The organism is Vibrio genomosp. F6 (genome assembly GCF_005146325.1).
GTDB classification, from domain to species: Bacteria; Pseudomonadota; Gammaproteobacteria; order Enterobacterales; family Vibrionaceae; genus Vibrio; species Vibrio cortegadensis.
Map to the genome: position 1 here is coordinate 18,863 of NZ_SYUT01000013.1, position 16,693 is coordinate 35,555.

The window sequence follows — 16,693 nt, forward strand, 5'->3', positions numbered from 1 at the left end:
TAGATAGTCGCCATAGAGCGTGATCAATGAGAGAAGGTTGGTATGAAAATATCAGCCTTTTTTATCGTTTAAATATTTAATGATGCAGTCTGAAGGTGAGGTTTTGTTTACGGCTATAAAATTTAGATATAAAAAAACCGGCAAAAGCCGGTTTTTTTCGTTCACTAGAATCAAATTTCTATTAAAGAGCTTTGATTGCAGCAGTGAAACGAGACTTATGACGTGCAGCTTTATTCTTATGAATAAGGCCTTTAGTCGCCATACGGTCTAGAAGCGGTGTAACTTCTACTAGTGCAGCAGTTGCAGCTTCTTTATCGCCAGCTTCAATAGCTGCGATTGTTTTTTTCATGTAAGTGCGCATCATAGAACGACGGCTAGCATTGTGCTGGCGACGTTTCTCAGCTTGGATAGCGCGCTTCTTAGCAGATTTACAGTTTGCCAAGGGTCTAACTCCCAAAAACTTTAGTTCGGTGACAATTTAAGGGCGAGGACTATCCCTCATAGGCGCTTAAATGTCAAATGATTTGTGCAAAAACCCACCTGAACCAAACAAACTTTGGTATGGAAAGGTTATCGCGGTTAAGATGGCGGGGATTCTAACAGCATTTTTATACCAATGCTAATAAATATGATAGTTGAACGACGATAGTCATCAACATGACGCAAACTCAATGACATAGCATTGATAGCATTCCGAGGTTTTTGTGAGTAAACGACTATTAAAGTCAGGCTTGATTGTAAGTGCGATGACTTTTATTTCTCGTGTTCTAGGCTTAGTTCGCGACGTGGTAGTAGCCAATTTAATGGGAGCAGGGGCAAGTGCCGATGTATTTTTCTTTGCTAATAAAATTCCTAACTTTTTACGTCGCTTATTCGCGGAAGGTGCGTTTTCTCAAGCTTTTGTTCCTGTTCTAACGGAATATCACGCCTCTGGAGATAAAGATAAGACTAGAGAACTTATCGCGAGGGCGTCGGGTACATTAGGTGTCATTGTCACTATCGTAACGTTAATCGGCGTTTTAGGCTCTGGGGTCGTAACGGCTATGTTTGGCGCGGGTTGGTTTATTGACTGGCTAAACGATGGACCGGATGCCGGTAAGTTTGAGTTAGCAAGCTTCATGTTAAAGATAACGTTTCCCTACTTATGGTTTATCACTTTTGTCGCGTTATCTGGAGCGATCTTAAATACACTTGGTAAGTTTGCCGTCTCATCATTTACGCCTGTTTTTCTGAATGTGATGATCATTGGCTGCGCGCTTTTTCTTGCGCCTAACTTAGAACAGCCAGAAATTGGATTAGCAATTGGGGTTTTTTTAGGTGGGTTAGTACAGTTTCTTTTTCAACTGCCATTTCTTATCAAGGCGGGCATGCTGGTTAAACCTCAATGGGGTTGGCATGATCCGGGGGTGGTAAAAATTCGCACATTAATGATCCCAGCGTTATTTGGTGTGTCGGTAAGCCAGATCAATTTGTTGTTTGATACTTTCATTGCCAGTTTTCTCGCAACGGGATCAATCAGTTGGCTTTATTACTCAGACCGTTTACTCGAATTTCCTTTAGGGCTATTCGGTATCGCGATTGCGACCGTCATACTGCCTGCGTTATCGCGTAAACATGTTGATGCTCAAAGTGAAGGCTTCTCCCACACGATGGATTGGGGGGTTCGAATGGTGACTCTTCTTGGGGTACCAGCAATGCTAGGGCTGATGGTATTGGCAAAACCCATGTTGATGGTTCTGTTTATGCGTGGAGAGTTTTCTCCTCATGATGTCCAACAAGCTTCTCTTTCTCTCCTTGCTTACGCATCCGGCCTACTTAATTTCATGCTGATTAAGGTGCTTGCTCCCGGTTATTACTCACGTCAGGATACGAAAACACCCGTTAAATATGGCATTATTGCGATGGTGACCAATATGGTATTTAACGCCATATTTGCATCACTCTATGGATATGTTGGACTTGCCATGGCGACGGCGCTCTCTGCTTTTGTCAATATGGCGCTCTTGTATCGAGGTCTGCATATTCAGGGCGTGTATCGCCTCACAAAGAGAACATTACTGTTTGTCGCGCGGTTAATGGTTGCTGGTGGTGTTATGGTCGCTACGGTGATTTGGTTGCTTGATGATATGTCCCTTTGGTTGACGTGGAACTTTAGCCAGAGAGTGCTCACCCTTGTTTATTTGATCGCAGCGGGAGCGGGTTCTTATCTATTAACCGTGTTACTTCTTGGTTTACGCTTGAAAGACTTAAAAGTGGGAACTGATTAAGCGTTTTTGGATGCTGACTGAGCAATAGTGGAAACGTAACAATTAGTATATAATCCGTCGGTTTCATACAGTGTTTAATGATAAATATAGGTTTTTAGTTAATTCAAATGGAATTGATCCGAGGCATTCATAATATAAAGTCGCAGCATCATGGCTGTGTACTCACTATCGGTAACTTTGATGGTGTTCATTTAGGGCATCAAGAAGTTTTAAGCCAAGTGTCTGAACAAGCAGATGTTTTAGGTTTACCTTCGGTAGTCATGACGTTTGAACCTCAGCCAATGGAATTGTTTGCTAAAGACAAAGCTCCGGCGAGACTAACTCGATTGCGTGATAAATATGTACAGCTCAGCAAGCTGGATATAGATCGTTTACTTTGTGTGAATTTTAATGCGTACTTTGCTAATTTATCGGCAGAAGCCTTTATTCGTGACTTGTTGGTCACTCGTTTGGGTGTTAGATTTCTAGTCGTTGGTGATGATTTTTGTTTTGGTAAAGGCCGAGAAGGCAACTTTTCTATGCTCAAAAAAGCAGGAGAGGAGTTTGGTTTTCAGGTCGTGAGTACTCAAAGTTATTGTTTTAAAAATAATGGCTTACAGAAAAGAGTCAGTAGCACCGCCATTCGAGAAGCATTAGCCGCAGATGACATGAAAGCATCGGCTGAGATGCTTGGCCGAGAATACAGTATTAATGGTCGTGTTTCTCATGGTCGAAAATTAGGTCGAACCATTGGCTTTCCAACCGCGAATATCCCATTAAAACGCTGTGTATCTCCAGTGTCAGGGGTGTATGTTGTTCAAGCATTAGGTCTTGGAGAACAGCCTGTCGGTGGGGTAGCAAATATAGGTCAAAGGCCAACAGTTGATGGCGTTCGTCAGCAACTAGAAGTACATTTATTTAATTTTAGCGCGGATTTATACGGTAAGCAGTTAGAAGTAACGCTTTTGCATAAATTACGCGACGAAAAGAAATTTGAATCATTTGATGCTCTTAAGCAACAAATAGAATTGGATGCTGAAGCCGCAAGGGTGTGGTTGCTTCAGCCTAAACGTTAATCGGACAATTCCACCGATTAGCATAATGTCTAAACTTCGCCCAATATAACGGAATTAAGAATCGATGAGTGATTATAAAGATACCCTGAACCTACCTGAAACAGGGTTCCCAATGCGTGGCAACTTAGCCAATCGCGAACCAGAAATGCTTAAGCGTTGGTATAAAGAAGATCTTTACGGTGAAATCCGTAAAGCAAAGAAAGGTAAAAAATCTTTCGTATTACACGATGGCCCTCCATACGCTAACGGTGATATTCATATTGGTCACGCGCTGAACAAGATTCTTAAAGACATTATTATTAAATCGAAAACGCTTTCTGGTTTTGATGCACCGTACATCCCTGGTTGGGACTGTCACGGTCTACCAATCGAATTGATGGTAGAGAAGAAGAAAGGCAAGCCTGGTCAGAAGATCACAGCCTCTGAATTCCGTGAAGAGTGCCGTAAGTACGCTGCTGTTCAAGTTGAAGGTCAGAAAGAGAGCTTTAAACGTTTAGGTATCATGGGCGAGTGGGATAAGCCATACCGCACTATGGACTTTGGTACAGAAGCGAACATCATCCGTTCTCTTGGTAAAATTGCTGATCAAGGTCACTTACTGAAAGGTTTCAAACCTGTTCACTGGTGTACAGATTGTGGCAGTGCGTTAGCCGAAGCTGAAGTTGAATATAAAGATAAAGTATCGCCATCAATTGACGTTAAATTCCTTGCGGCAGACGAAGCTGCAACAGTAGGTAAATTCTCTCTGGCTGGCGATCACGCTGGTGAAGGTGAGCTTTCTATTGTTATCTGGACAACAACGCCTTGGACGCTACCGGCTAACCGTGCAGTTTGTCTGCGTGAAGATCTTGAATACGTAATGGTTCAAGTCGAAGCAACGGAAGAGCAAGCGGCTCAACGTATTATTGTGGCTTCTGAATTAGCAAAAGATGTGATGGATCGTGCTGGTATTGCACACTTCCATAACCTTGGTTTTGCAAGCGGTGCGGATCTTGAGCTTACTCAATTCAACCACCCATTCTACGATTTCACGGTTCCTGCTGTTCTGGGTGATCACGTAACAACTGATTCTGGTACTGGTGTGGTTCATACCGCTCCTGGCCATGGTCAAGAAGATTTCGTGGTTGGTAAAAAATACGACCTAGAAATCGCAAACCCAGTTGGCTCAAATGGTGTTTATCTACCAGATACAGAGCTATTTGCTGGTCAGCACGTGTTTAAAGCGAACGATTCAGTACTAGAAGTATTGAAAGAGAAAGGCGCATTACTGCACCACCACGCTTATGAGCACAGCTACCCACATTGCTGGAGACACAAAACGCCAATCATTTTCCGTGCAACACCACAATGGTTCATCTCAATGGATCAAGCTGGCCTACGTGCAAAAGCACTAGAGTCAATTAAGAGTGTTGAGTGGTTGCCTGAATGGGGTCAAAGCCGCATCGAAGGTATGGTTGAAGGTCGCCCTGAGTGGTGTATCTCTCGTCAACGTACTTGGGGTGTACCAATTGCTCTGTTCGTTCACAAAGAGACGTCAGAACTTCACCCAGATAGCCCAGCGCTTATTGAAAAAGTAGCGAAGCTTGTTGAAGAGAAAGGCATTCAAGCTTGGTGGGATGTTGACACAGCTGAACTTATGGGCGCAGAAGACGCTGATAAGTACGAAAAAGTCATGGATACGCTAGACGTATGGTTCGACTCGGGTGTGACGCACTTCTCTGTTGTGGATTCTCGTGAAGAGTACAACTTCCCTAATGAAGAGAGAACTCACAGCGCTGATCTTTACCTTGAAGGTTCAGACCAACACCGTGGCTGGTTCCAGTCTTCACTGATTTCATCTATCGCGATGAAAGACGTAGCGCCTTACAAGCAAGTGCTTACGCATGGTTTCGTGGTAGATGGTAACGGCCGTAAGATGTCTAAATCTATCGGTAACGTTGTCGCGCCTAAAGATGTAACCAACAAACTAGGTGCGGATATTCTGCGTCTGTGGGTTGCTTCGACAGACTACACTGGCGAAGTTGCGGTTTCTGATGAAATCCTTAAGCGTTCAGCGGATGCTTACCGTCGTATTCGTAACACCGCACGTTTCTTCCTAGCAAACCTAAACGGCTTCAACCCTGAAACTGATTTAGTACCAGTTGAAGATATGGTTGCTCTGGATCGTTGGGCTGTGGGTCGTGCATTCGCAGCACAAGAAGAGATTGTTGCAGCATACGGTGAGTACAACACACACGGCGTAACACAACGTCTTATGCAGTTCTGCTCTATCGAAATGGGCTCTTTCTACTTAGACGTAATCAAAGACCGTCAGTACACTGCGAAATTGGGCGGACACGCTCAACGCAGCTGTCAATCAGCGCTTTACTACATCGTAGAAGCATTGGTTCGTTGGATGGCTCCAATCATGTCATTCACTGCTGATGAAATCTGGAACGAAATGCCAGGCACACGTGATAAGTTTGTATTCACTGGCGAATGGTTTGACGGTTTGGTTGCTCTATCTGAAGAAGAAGCTCTGAACAACGAATTTTGGACTGAAATCCAAGGCGTTCGTGGCGCAGTAAACAAACTTCTAGAAGATGCTCGTAAAGAGAAAACCATTGGTGGTTCACTTCAAGCTGAAGTGACGCTTTACGCTGATGATGCTCTAGCGGCAACCATTAACAAGCTAGAAGATGAACTGCGTTTTGTATTGCTAACGTCTAAAGCACAAGTGAAAGCGCTAAGCGAAAAAACAGACAGTGCACACGCTACTGATGTTGAAGGTCTATTCGTAGAAGTCGCGGCAACAGAAGCTGAGAAGTGTGATCGTTGTTGGCACCATACATCAGATGTCGGCACAATCGAAGGTCACGAGAAAGTATGTGGTCGCTGTGCAACAAACGTATCTGGTGAAGGTGAAGAGCGTAAATACGCTTAACCAATTCAATTATTTACGATTGCATTGAACTTTTAATCTATTTAGCAGCCCCAGTATTTACTGGGGTTGTTTTTAGGATTTGGAATGACAGAAGTAACATTGAAACAGTCTGGTGTTCGTTGGTTATGGCTTGCTGTGCTGATCTTTATTGCCGACATTAGCATCAAATTATTCGTGATGGATAACATTGGTTATGGCTGGGCGAATCGCATTGAAGTATTGCCCTTCTTTAATTTTTTGTATGTGCATAACTACGGTGCTGCGTTTAGCTTTTTGAGTGATCAAGCGGGTTGGCAACGTTGGTTGTTTACTGGTATCGCTTTTGCTGTAACGGCAATGCTCACCTATTGGATGAGTAAGTTACCTGCAAAAGATAAATGGAACAATATTGCTTACGCCATGATTATTGGTGGTGCAGTCGGCAATGTATTTGATCGAGTTGTTCATGGTTTTGTTGTCGATTATCTCGATTTCTTTTGGGGAACGTATCATTGGCCGGCCTTTAATTTAGCGGACTCTACGATTTGTGTTGGCGCTGCGATGATCATCCTTGATGGTTTTCGTAAAAAAGACGATGCAAAGTAACCGCCTCGCTCAAAATTAGAATAACCTTAAGCGCTGTCCGTTGATTCGGTCGGCGCTTTTTGTTATTTAAGTTAAACGTATAAAAACAATAACGAACATTAAATTGACCCAAGGAAGAACCAACGTGACAACAATACAAAAAGAGAGCGCAGTAACCCTGCATTTTACGATTAAACTGAGTGATGGTTCTGTTGCTGATAGTACACATAGCATGGATAAGCCAGCGAAACTTGTTATCGGAGATGGTAGCCTAAGTGACAGTTTTGAGCAGTGTTTAATCGGGCTTCAAGTGGGTGAGAAGCAAGCGATAGAGCTTAAAGCTGAAGATGCTTTTGGCATGCCAAACCCAGACAATATCCATCATATGGACAGAGCTAAATTTGTTGGTGATGCAGAGGTTGAAGTTGGCACTATCATGGCGTTTAGTGGGCCGGATGGTATGGAAATTCCTGGTATCATCGCCGATATTGCGGGCGATTCAGTGACGGTGGATTTTAACCATCCACTGGCAGGGCAAGATGTCACTTTTGAAGTTGAAATTTTGTCTGTTGAGTAACTCATCGTTTAACGTAAAATAGCCGACCAAATAAGATAATACCCATGAGCAATGAAATGAAAATCATGTTAGCCAATCCACGAGGTTTTTGTGCCGGAGTGGATCGTGCCATTAGTATCGTTGAGCGCGCACTTGAACTGTATCAGCCGCCGATTTATGTTCGCCATGAAGTGGTGCATAACCGTTTTGTGGTTGAAGGGTTAAAGCAGCGTGGTGCCATTTTTGTCGAAGAACTGAATGAAGTGCCAGACGATAATATTGTGATTTTTTCAGCTCATGGTGTATCGCAAGCGGTTCGACAAGAAGCCAAAGAGCGAGAGCTTACGGTCTTTGATGCGACTTGTCCTCTGGTGACCAAAGTGCATATGGAAGTGGCTCGTGCAAGCCGTAAGAATATGGAAGTGGTGCTCATTGGTCACGCTGGACATCCAGAAGTCGAAGGCACAATGGGGCAGTACGCCAGCCAAACGGGTGGGATGTATTTAGTCGAGAAGCCAGAAGATGTAGAGAAACTCGTCGTCAACGATCCGAGTCACTTGCACTATGTGAGCCAAACGACCCTATCTGTAGATGAAACGTCTGACGTGATTGAGAAGTTGCGTGAAGTGTTCCCTGAGATCCAAGGGCCGCGTAAAGATGACATTTGTTACGCGACTCAAAACCGTCAAGATGCGGTTCGTGAGTTAGCGGAAGATGTTGATGTAGTCGTTGTCGTCGGCTCTAAAAACTCATCAAATTCTACCCGTTTGAAAGAGTTAGCTGAAAAGCTAGGCACTCCAGGCTACTTAATTGATTGCCCTGAAGATATTAACCCTGAATGGTTTGAGGCTAAATTGAAAATTGGTGTGACGGCGGGGGCATCGGCACCTGAAGAGTTGGTGAAACAGATCCTAGATCGCATTCAAGAACTCGGCGCTCAGAGCATTGAAGAGGTCTCTGGTCGTGAAGAGAATATGTTCTTTGAAGTGCCAAAAGAGTTACAAATCAAGCAGATTGATTAATTGCATTTCATTATGATTGTAAAAGGCGACCCTATTTGAGGTCGCTTTTTTTATGGGTGTTAATTGACTGAATCTGATCAAAACGTATCAAAACGTATCAAAACGTATCAAAACGTCTACTGGATCCCTAAGGTCTCTTTCAGAGCTTTTAAAAACCGTCGACTGACTGGAATTTCATAATCCGTCAGTGTGAGGATCTCGGCCAATCCATTTTCCAATAGTTTGATCTCTTTAATCGCTTTTATGCTGACCAAATACTGGCGGTGACATCGGATCAAGTCAGTTTTCTCTTCCAAATTTTTCAGCGTTAACTGAGTCGATGCGGTTTGGTTTTGCGTTCTAACATGCACACCACTGATATCACTATAGGCACATTCAACGTTTTCTGTAGCAATGATCATAATACGATTATGTCCAACACAAGGAATCTGGTCTAAGTGCGTGGGGGCAATCGCAGCGATGTTTTGTGGCTCGGATTGAGCGTTAAAACGGGCAACTTTAACGAGACGAGAAACGGTTTTCTTTAGGCGGCAAGGATCGACAGGTTTCAAAAGATAATCAAAAGCATTATCTTCAAAAGCTTGTATTGCGTATTGATCAAAAGCCGTCACAAACACTACCGTTGGCATGGTGTCCGGATCCAGCATGCTCAACAGTTCGATACCTGAAATCTGAGGCATCTGAATATCGAGAAAAACCACATCAGGTTTCAAACTGTTGATCTTCTGTAGGCCTTCGATAGCGTTGCTTGCAAGATCGACGACATCAATTTCGCCCGTTTGTGCCAGTAACTCTGCAAGCTCTTCCCGAGCAAAAAGTTCATCATCTATGACAAGTGCAGTTAACATTCAATCGCCTTAATGGTCAGCTTGATTTGAAGGAAGAATGATAAAGCTCATTCGAGTGTAGTGCTGTGGTTTTACTTCTATTTTTAGTGTTATGTCACGGCCCAACTTATTGGTGAGGCGTTTACTTACAATATCTAAGCCTAACCCCGAGTGATCAGACTCCGGTTTAACATAAGCTCCCGCATTATCCTCCACCACAATTTGATAGCCCTGCTTACATTGTTGGCTATAAATCTTGACGCAGCCACCTTCCAGTAAATTTGAAATACCGTGTTTAATCGCGTTTTCGACTAAAGGTTGCAGAGTAAAACTAGGGATTTTGACTTCCAGTAACCTAGGCTCGATATCAAATTCAACCTCTAACCTATCGGTAAATCTCGCCTTTTCTATGGTTAGGTATGCATTGACGTGTGCCAACTCATCTTTCAGCGTCACCGTCTCGATATTCTGCTTTAAGTTGCTACGGAAGAAGTGTGAAAGGTGCTGTATGAGTTCTCGTGCTTTGTCTGGATCTCTGCGCGTGATCGCACTGATGGTATTAAGTGCATTAAACAGAAAATGCGGGTTAACTTGTGCGTGCAGCAATTTGATCTCTGCTTGAGTGAGTAAGGTCTGCTGCTGTTGATAGTCACAATAAAGGATCTGGCTTGAAAGAAGTTGGGCGATCCCTTCTGCCATCGACATATTAATCGTCGAGAAGAGTTTCCTACGAGGTTCATACAACTTAATGGTTCCAACCACCTCGCTTCCTGCTCTCAGAGGGATAATGAGTGCTGAACCAAGTTTACATTCAGAAGAAATTGAGCACTGGTAAGGATTTTCTGTCCCATCTAAATAGATAATATCGTTTTTCTCCATAGAGGAGAGGGTGCATTGAGAAGATATGACAGTATTGGGTTTATGGTGATCATCGCCAATGCCTACAAACGCGAGAATTTTCTCTTTATCTGTGATGGCGACAGCGCCGACGTTGGTCTCTTCGTAAACGATACGAGCAATTTTTTCTGCATTTTCGGAGTTGAACCCGGTGTGCAAAATGCCGACAGAGCGATCTGCAATCGAGAGTGCTCGACGTGAGAAAGTGGCTGAATATTTTTCAAAAATGGTTTTCCTGTCCTGAAGGATACTCATGAAAAGGGCTGCACCAACGGAGTTTGCGATGATCATTGGTGCTGCAATATCAGAGACGAGAGCATAAGCTTGGTCGAAAGGTTTAGCGACCAATAGAAGCAGCAGCATTTGAACAATTTCCGCAACCAGAGTGATGCTAAATACCACCACCGGATTAAACAGTTGCTCGCTCTTATCTTTACGTACTAAGTAAATATGCAGTAGTCCGCCAATTAAGCCTTCAGCTGTCGTTGAAATGGCACAAGCTACATCGGTAAATCCACCTAATGTATAACGGTGTATTCCGCCAGTTAGACCGACAGCAAATCCGACAATTGGGCCTCCAAATAGCCCGCCCATTACCGCGCCAATGGCTCTGGTATTGGCTATCGCATCGTTGATCTGCAAACCGAAATAGGTGCCCATGATACAAAAAAGGGAGAATAAAACGTAGCAACTGAACTTATGACTGAAACGAGATGAGATGTTCAGTAGAGGCAAAAAAATGGGTGTTTTACTTAGCATGTAGGCCAGTACAAGGTAAACACACATCTGCTGAAGCAGAGATAAAACCAATTCCATAATTGTCACCTAGGGGAGATATAGGGTGTATTTTAAAGCAAACTACTAGGATGTGTTGAGCTTTCGTGATTAAAACTGACTGAATCGATCTCCTTTTGTTTTTAAGAGATAAAATAAAACCCATCACGGAGATGGGTTTTTTCTTAATTTAGCAAGTGAAGGTAACGTTGACGCTTACGCTGTTTCAGTGACAGCTTTAGTTTTATCGGATGTTTCATCTTCATCAGCAAAGTCGTCACCTTTGCCTTTTGAACGTTTAATCACATAAGCAGTAACGGATAGTGCCGTCACAATCCCTGCAATGGTTGAAACCGTCATTGGTAAGCCGAAACCGAGTTGGCTATTGCTTAGAATAAAGGTCACACAAACAGTGGTCATAAATATCGCTGGAACCGTCGCAACCCAATGCAGTTTATTGTGGCGTAGTAGGTAAGCTGAAGCCGTCCATAGCATCATCACTGCTGTCGATTGGTTAGCAAAACCGAAGTAGCGCCAGATGATACCGAAATCAACTTGAGTTAAGATTCCACCAAGAACAAACAGAGGCAGTGCCATAAATAGACGGTTACGCAGTGTTTTCTGTTCCATGTTGAAGTATTCAGCCAAAATCAAGCGGCTTGAACGGAAAGCGGTATCGCCAGAAGTGATAGGCAAAATAACCACACCAAGGAAAGCCAACACGCCACCAAATACACCAAGCAGACCAAATGAAGCGCTGTACACGACGTTACCCGGACCGCCATTCTTAATCGCTTCTGCAAGAGAATCTACTGAGCCGAAGAAAGACAAGGCAAGTGCACACCAGATCAGCGCGATAATGCCTTCACCAATCATTGCTCCGTAGAAGACAAAGCGACCATTCTTTTCGTTTTCCATGCAGCGCGCCATCAAAGGAGATTGGGTAGCGTGGAAGCCAGAGATTGCACCACAAGCGATAGTGATGAATAGAGCAGGCCAAAGTGGCAGATCGTTAGGGTTCATATTAGTGAACATGTCGCTCACTTCATAGCCGCCTAAAATTGTATGTTCATCTGATAAGCCAATTGCAGTGATAAGACCGACAGACATGAAAATCAGCAGTGCACCAAAGAATGGGTAGAAACGGCCAATAATTTTGTCTACCGGAACCACGGTAGCGAGAATGTAGTAAGCGAAGATAATGATGACCATCGTTGTCATCGACATAGCGATATCAGTTTGATCGTTAACTAAAGTAGTGATCATGCCAGCAGGCGCTGAAACGAAAACCACACCAACAAGTAGAAGTAGAATAATGGCAAAAATGTTCATGAAATGTTTTGCGCCATTGCCTAGGTATCGACCTGTGATTGTAGGTACTGATGCGCCGCCATTTCGAATAGAGAGCATACCGGAGAAGTAGTCATGAACGGCACCGGCAAAGATACAACCAATGACAATCCATAGCATTGCCGCGGGGCCGTAAAGCGCACCCATGATAGGGCCGAAAATTGGACCAACGCCTGCAATGTTGAGTAGCTGAACCAAATAGACTTTCTTGGTCGACATTGGTACGTAATCCACACCATCTTGTTTTGTTATTGCTGGTGTAGGGCGGTTTTCATTAATACCAAATACTTTCTCAATGAAAGCACCGTAAATAAAATAGCCACCGATTAGTGCGGCCACACAAGTTAGAAACCACATCATAATTTGTTATCCCTTCTATTTGTATTCCGAATTCAGGTTAAGTTTATCTGTCGTATGAGATAGTAAAACTGCCACTCGCTCACGTCATGCGCTTCTAAGGTGAGTGGTGGAATAGCGAATTAAGTGGTAGCCATTAACGTTAAGTGGTTTTGGCTATTTCGAGAAATCGTCAGTGATATGAAAGTGGATTATTATTATGATTGTCTGCGAAGAGTTTTGGTAAACTAACCTTATTCTGAGCGGGTGAACCTCTTAGATATTAAACGTCTAAGTTTGGCTAAAATACGGTGATTCTGTTGAGCCTAATTGAAAATTAATGTGCACCATAAATGAGTACTACAAAGGATTGAGTGTGAGAAAAACAATAGTAGTTGGCCTGTTAATTGGTTTGGCGGGATGCGCGGCATCGACACAGCAGTTAGCAGAAGATGGGGACTGGTCTGAAATTGGATATCGTGATGGGTTAAGAGGCCAGACTCAACGCAGTTATAGTGCGTTGAATAAGTTTGGGCAGGCAAATCAAGCCGATTATGACCAAGGTTACTTAAAAGGTGTGGCGGAGTATTGTAATCCTGATCATGCTTATCAGATTGGTTTGTCGGGTTTTAATTATGAGGGAGTATGTGAAGGGACAGAGGAAGCTCAACGGTTCCGAATGGAATGGCAACGTGGCTGGGCAGATTCAAATAATTAGAGCCGGTCATTCTGAATCATCCATAGCCAGATCCATAGCCAACATTACTGCTGAACTATGGATGACTGATGTTATTTAGATTGCTCTACCGCTTTACGTAAGAACCCTTGTTGATGGCTTAATTGTTCTTTCGCTTCGTCTAAGTTGAGATCCGTTAAGATCATCAATATTGCCAGTTTTACATCATAGTCTGTGTGTTTCAGCGTAATCACGGCTAATGATTTTGGGCAGTCGGTCGCTTGCATGACAATTCTGACGGCGCGCGCAACTAACTTTTCATTTGTTGCCTTCACGTCGACCATCAAGTTCTGATAACTTTTACCTAAGCGGATCATACTGGCGGTCGTGAGCATATTCAGTACGAGTTTTTGTGCGGTTCCAGATTTCAAACGTGTCGAACCTGTCAGTACTTCTGGGCCTACGACTGGGCAAATCGCGATATTGGCGATATCCGCGATAGGAGAGTTTGGGTTGCAAGAGAGTGCAACGGTTGTGGCTCCAATGTCATTCGCGTACTCCAAAGCTCCTATTACATAAGGTGTGCGACCACTTGCCGCGATCCCAACCACCACATCATTGATATTAAATTGGATGTTTTTGAGATCTTGTTCACCGAGTTCCAGTGAATCTTCCGCCCCTTCTTGCGCTTTTAGAATGGCTTTTGGACCACCGGCAATTAAACCGATCACCATTTGATCTGACACGCCAAAAGTGGGTGGGCACTCCGAAGCATCGAGCACGCCTAAGCGGCCACTGGTTCCGGCTCCCATGTAGATCAAACGCCCGCCAGACTTGAAAGCAGCAGTAATTTTTTCAACGGCTTGCGCGATCTCTGGAATCACTTTTTCGACCGCTATGGGAACTTGTTTATCTTGTTGATTGATCCGTTGGATGATTTCATGCGCCGAAAGCAAATCGATATCCATGGTCTCAGGGTTACGTCCTTCAGACACTAATTGTGAAAGCGCTGAAAGTAGAGCGTCGTTTGTCATTAAATATCCTTAATCCACATGACAGGGATCGATAGGGTAAATTACCCCGAGAGAAGCAAGTCGGCTTGCTCCTGTTACTTGTGGCAAGTTGCTTGGTAAGCCATGAATGCGTTGATGAGCTAACCATGCGAAAGCCATCGCTTCCATATAGTCACTATCAATACCTTTAGTTTGTGTCGAAGCTACTATCCAATTTGGAAGCAACTGTTGCAGGCGAGCCATGAGAAACGTATTTCTTACGCCACCGCCACAAACTAACAGTTCGGGCTTATTTCCTACTTGATAACGCAACACTTCATTGGCAACTGAAACCGCAGTGAACTCCAGTAGTGTTGCTTGTACATCTTCACCCGTAAGTGAGTGGTGGGCTAATTGTAATTCTAACCAAGGTAAATTAAACCGCTCTCTTCCGGTACTTTTGGGCGCGGCTTGAGTGAAATAATCATCACTTAACAGTTGGTTTAGTAATGGTTCACTGACTTGCCCACTTTGAGCATATTGCCCATCATGATCATATTGCTCCCCGAGCTGCTTTTTAATCCATGCATCCATAAGCATATTGCCAGGACCTGTATCATAACCAATAACGCTAGGCTCAAAATTGATGTCACTCGGATGTTCAGGGTTTAATTGCGCTGGAAGTACGGAAATATTTGAAATACCGCCGATATTCAGAACCACGACCGTTGAATCTTGTGTGCTGAAAATATGCTGATGAAAGGCCGGAACCAGTGGAGCACCTTGCCCTCCTAAGGCCATATCTTTACGGCGAAAGTCAGCCACAGTCGAAATATTTGTCCGTGCCGAAATAATATTGGCATCACCGAGTTGCATGGTAAATGGAGCATCACCCGTTGGCTGGTGAAACACGGTCTGCCCATGGTTACCAATGGCAGTGACCGCAGAGGCCAGAGTGTTCGATTTTTCGAGGAGTTGCAGTACGGCATCGGCAAATAGGTGACCAAGCTGGTGGTCCAACTCGCCAATCGCAATCAGATCGGTTTTTTGCCCAATACAGACTTTAAGAAGACGTTCTTTCAGTTCGCTTGGCATAGGAAATTCATCATGCGCGAGTAGAGTGATGTTAGTACCCTCAATGGAAACTAAAGCGGTATCAACACCGTCCATACTCGTTCCAGACATCACGCCAATATAAAGTTCTTTATGATCTATTCTTAAGCTCTTGAACCGCATTCCTAAACTCTTCCAAAGATTGGTTTAAAAACATTGTAAAGCAAATTCAAAGGGAATAATCTCGTGAAGTGTATGAAATTTGGTTTAAAAAGGGATAAATATGGGACCGTTGTGGGTTGATGTTGCAGGCTACGAGCTGACCGCTGAAGACAGAGAAATTTTAGAGCATCCAACGGTTGGGGGCCTCATCCTATTTGCTAGAAATTATCACGATAGCAAACAACTGTCAGCGTTGAATAAAGCGATCCGCAAGGCTGCAAAACGCCCAATACTGATCGGGGTTGATCAAGAAGGTGGTCGAGTACAGCGTTTTCGCGACGGTTTTTCGATTATCCCAGCCGCTCAAGAATTTGCGACAAAGAATAATGGTGAGCAATTAGCAGAGCAGGCTGGCTGGTTGATGGCTGCGGAGCTGATTGCCCACGATATTGATCTGAGTTTTGCGCCTGTATTGGACAAAGGCCACGACTGCAAAGCGATTGGCAATCGAGCGTTTGGTGAAGATATTGAGACCATTGTTCGTCATAGTAGTGCATTCATTAACGGTATGAAGTCGGTTGGAATGGCGACAACAGGAAAGCATTTTCCTGGACATGGCGGTGTGATTGCGGACTCCCACTTAGAAACCCCTTACGATCCAAGAGACGACATCTTCGAAACGGATATGGCAATATTTAAAGCACAAATTGAAGCCGGGATATTAGATGCAATGATGCCTGCTCATGTGGTTTATTCTCACTACGATGATCAGCCTGCGAGTGGCTCTCAATATTGGTTACAGAAAGTGTTGAAGCAACAGTTAGGTTTTAAAGGCTTGGTTTTCTCTGATGACTTAACGATGGAAGGTGCCGCTATTATGGGCGGGCCGGCTGACAGAGCAAAAGCGGCCTTGAATGCGGGTTGCGATATGGTGTTGATGTGCAATAAGCGAGATGCACAAATTGAAGCTCTTGATCACTTAGCGATACAAGACGTGCCTTTAGCGCAATTATTGCTTAAAAAACACAGCTTTGATTTATCTACACTTCACTCAGATACTAGATGGAAAGAGGCCTCAGAGACAATTAAGCGAATGCTTGGCAGTGAGTGATAAATAGACACATTATAATTTTAGATAAGGCGATATGTTGAGTATTGCCTTTTTTGTATGTATGAACCTTACTCTCATCCTATTTTCATCATAAAGCGAGTTAAAATATGAGTGTAAATTTAATCTTA

At 43.7% G+C, this 16,693-nt stretch carries 14 protein-coding genes; 8 read left to right on the forward strand and 6 right to left on the reverse strand.

The features are described 5' to 3' along the window. Positions 1 to 181: 181 nt before the first annotated feature. Positions 182 to 442, reverse strand: coding sequence for a 30S ribosomal protein S20 (rpsT, locus tag FCV43_RS04210; RefSeq protein WP_017053673.1), 261 nt, complete (start codon positions 440 to 442; stop codon positions 182 to 184). A gap of 262 nt (positions 443 to 704) precedes the next feature. On the opposite strand from rpsT, the gene murJ reads away from it, so the two are divergent. The 6 genes from murJ (at position 705) to ispH (ending at position 8,387) form a co-directional block, all read left to right on the forward strand. Next, positions 705 to 2,267, forward strand: coding sequence for a murein biosynthesis integral membrane protein MurJ (gene murJ / locus FCV43_RS04215; RefSeq protein WP_113799360.1), 1,563 nt, complete (start codon positions 705 to 707; stop codon positions 2,265 to 2,267). Positions 2,268 to 2,374: 107 nt separating this feature from the next. After that, complete coding sequence (ribF, locus tag FCV43_RS04220; RefSeq protein ID WP_136994121.1) at positions 2,375 to 3,322, forward strand: bifunctional riboflavin kinase/FAD synthetase; 948 nt, start codon at positions 2,375 to 2,377, stop codon at positions 3,320 to 3,322. Between the two features lie 64 nt (positions 3,323 to 3,386). Continuing rightward, positions 3,387 to 6,245, forward strand: a complete 2,859-nt coding sequence (gene ileS, locus FCV43_RS04225; RefSeq protein ID WP_136994122.1) for an isoleucine--tRNA ligase — start codon at positions 3,387 to 3,389, stop codon at positions 6,243 to 6,245. Between the two features lie 84 nt (positions 6,246 to 6,329). Continuing rightward, on the forward strand, positions 6,330 to 6,830 hold the full coding sequence (gene lspA, locus FCV43_RS04230) for a signal peptidase II (protein ID WP_017053669.1): 501 nt from the start codon (positions 6,330 to 6,332) through the stop codon (positions 6,828 to 6,830). 124 nt (positions 6,831 to 6,954) lie between these two features. Next, positions 6,955 to 7,386: an FKBP-type peptidyl-prolyl cis-trans isomerase gene (gene fkpB, locus FCV43_RS04235; protein ID WP_017053668.1), complete on the forward strand. Its 432-nt coding sequence runs from the start codon at positions 6,955 to 6,957 to the stop codon at positions 7,384 to 7,386. Positions 7,387 to 7,430: 44 nt separating this feature from the next. Continuing rightward, positions 7,431 to 8,387: a 4-hydroxy-3-methylbut-2-enyl diphosphate reductase gene (ispH, locus tag FCV43_RS04240; protein ID WP_017053667.1), complete on the forward strand. Its 957-nt coding sequence runs from the start codon at positions 7,431 to 7,433 to the stop codon at positions 8,385 to 8,387. Between the two features lie 116 nt (positions 8,388 to 8,503). Here ispH and btsR read toward each other — a convergent pair whose 3' ends face one another. The 3 genes from btsR to FCV43_RS04255 all read right to left on the reverse strand — a co-directional run bounded on the left by btsR (position 8,504) and on the right by FCV43_RS04255 (position 12,595). Further along, complete coding sequence (gene btsR / locus FCV43_RS04245; protein WP_113799352.1) at positions 8,504 to 9,235, reverse strand: two-component system response regulator BtsR; 732 nt, start codon at positions 9,233 to 9,235, stop codon at positions 8,504 to 8,506. A gap of 9 nt (positions 9,236 to 9,244) precedes the next feature. After that, positions 9,245 to 10,927: a sensor histidine kinase gene (locus FCV43_RS04250; protein WP_113799350.1), complete on the reverse strand. Its 1,683-nt coding sequence runs from the start codon at positions 10,925 to 10,927 to the stop codon at positions 9,245 to 9,247. A 174-nt stretch (positions 10,928 to 11,101) separates the two neighbouring features. Continuing rightward, entirely contained in the window at positions 11,102 to 12,595 is a 1,494-nt protein-coding gene (locus tag FCV43_RS04255; protein ID WP_017053664.1) for a carbon starvation CstA family protein, read from the reverse strand. A 316-nt stretch (positions 12,596 to 12,911) separates the two neighbouring features. On the opposite strand from FCV43_RS04255, the gene FCV43_RS04260 reads away from it, so the two are divergent. Continuing rightward, positions 12,912 to 13,289: a DUF2799 domain-containing protein gene (locus FCV43_RS04260; RefSeq protein WP_084654873.1), complete on the forward strand. Its 378-nt coding sequence runs from the start codon at positions 12,912 to 12,914 to the stop codon at positions 13,287 to 13,289. A 71-nt stretch (positions 13,290 to 13,360) separates the two neighbouring features. On the opposite strand, the gene murQ is transcribed toward FCV43_RS04260, so the two are convergent. Both murQ and FCV43_RS04270 read right to left on the reverse strand, forming a co-directional pair. Beyond that, positions 13,361 to 14,281: an N-acetylmuramic acid 6-phosphate etherase gene (gene murQ, locus FCV43_RS04265; protein WP_136994123.1), complete on the reverse strand. Its 921-nt coding sequence runs from the start codon at positions 14,279 to 14,281 to the stop codon at positions 13,361 to 13,363. A 9-nt stretch (positions 14,282 to 14,290) separates the two neighbouring features. Continuing rightward, complete coding sequence (locus FCV43_RS04270; protein WP_136994132.1) at positions 14,291 to 15,454, reverse strand: anhydro-N-acetylmuramic acid kinase; 1,164 nt, start codon at positions 15,452 to 15,454, stop codon at positions 14,291 to 14,293. 121 nt (positions 15,455 to 15,575) lie between these two features. On the opposite strand from FCV43_RS04270, the gene nagZ reads away from it, so the two are divergent. Further along, positions 15,576 to 16,565, forward strand: a complete 990-nt coding sequence (gene nagZ, locus FCV43_RS04275; protein ID WP_017053660.1) for a beta-N-acetylhexosaminidase — start codon at positions 15,576 to 15,578, stop codon at positions 16,563 to 16,565. Positions 16,566 to 16,693: the final 128 nt, after the last annotated feature.